Here is a 1,555-nt window from a genome sequence, read left to right as displayed (position 1 = left end):
TGAACTGCACCCCAATTGTTAGACACAACTAACAATTGGGGTGCAGTTTTTATGTCCAAGTATTCTTTAGCAATAAAACTACGGACCGTATTTAGTTACCTAGAAGGCAAAGAAAGTTTTAACTCGCTAGCGGAAGAATTAAGAACGAGTTCAGCCGTCGTAATGAACTGGGTTAAACAATATAAGTATCATGGAGCCGACGCTTTTAAGAAATCCTATACAAGCTATTCTACTCAGTATAAACTAGACGTACTCAATTATATGAACGAAAATGGGACGTCACCTAATGAAACAGCAGCCATATTCAACATATCTGAACCTAGTATGATTCGGAAATGGAGAAGAAGGATAGAGAATGAAGGAATGGACGCCCTCAACTCAAAGAAAAAGGGGCGTCCTATCATGAATAGTGAAAAACAAGGAGCAGCCAAGAAACAGGTGCCAGATGATGGTTCTGTCGAGGCTTTAAAAGCAGAGTTAGAGCGTTTACGCATGGAGAATGCTTACTTAAAAAAGTTGAATGCCTTAGTTCAAAACAAGGAAAAATCACCAAAGAAGACAAAGCACAAGTCGTCTATGAACTAAGGAACGAATTCTCGGTGAAAGCACTCCTGCAGTTGGCAGATGTCCCACGTAGCACGTATTATTACTGGGTAAAGAACATTGGTAGGCCTGACCCAGATGCGAAGCTAAAAGCATTGATTCAAGCGATTTATGATGAACACGAAGGACGTTATGGCTATCGTCGTATTCACGACGAATTGATGAATCGAGGACGTCAGTTAAATCACAAAAAGGTTCAGCGTATCATGCAAGAATTAGGATTGAAGTGCCTGGTACGTATGAAGAAATATCGCTCGTACAAAGGGATGATTGGCAAGATTGCACCCAACATTTTAGAACGTAACTTCCACGCTGAAAAGCCGAATGAGAAATGGGTTACGGATATTTCAGAGTTTAAATTATTCGGAGAAAAGCTATATTTATCTCCAGTACTCGATCTATATAATGGTGAAATTATTACGTATACGATCGGTTCAAGACCGGTCTACTCGCTTGTTTCTACGATGTTAGATCAAGCATTCAGTCGATTAACAGATGTAGATAAGCCCCTTATTCATTCTGACCAAGGTTGGCACTATCAGATGAAACAGTATCGTCATGCCCTTGAAGAACGTGGCATCAAGCAAAGTATGTCCCGTAAAGGTAACTGCTACGACAATGCCGTCATTGAGAACTTCTTTGGCATCATGAAATCTGAACTTCTGTATTTAAAGGAATTTGAAAGTATCGCACATTTTAAACAAGAGCTATCAAAATACATCCATTATTACAACAACAAGCGAATTAAGGCAAAACTAAAAGGCATGAGTCCGGTACAGTACCGAACTCATGCCCAACAAATTGCCTAATAAAATAACCTGTCTAACTTTTGAAGTGCACCCCTTAGAATAGACATTGGAAAAACCCCCGGGTTTAGCCGATGAAATTCTAGGGGGTGCATTTTTTATGCCAGCAAAGAAGGGTCAGAAGTTTAAGCATTATCCTGAGTCTC

General features: G+C 39.9%; 1 protein-coding gene. It reads left to right on the top strand.

The window, feature by feature from the left end; genetic code table 11:
* Positions 1 to 51 precede the first annotated feature (51 nt).
* Positions 52 to 1,412 (top strand): IS3 family transposase gene (locus EJP82_RS27765; RefSeq protein ID WP_127195313.1). Its coding sequence is split into 2 segments (ribosomal slippage): positions 52 to 508 and positions 508 to 1,412, totalling 1,362 coding nucleotides; the frame shifts between segments, so codons are not numbered across the junction.
* Positions 1,413 to 1,555 lie beyond the last annotated feature (143 nt).

The organism is Paenibacillus anaericanus (assembly GCF_003994475.1).
GTDB classification, from domain to species: domain Bacteria; phylum Bacillota; class Bacilli; order Paenibacillales; family Paenibacillaceae; genus Fontibacillus; species Fontibacillus anaericanus.
This window is presented reverse-complemented; position numbering and strand designations above follow the sequence as displayed.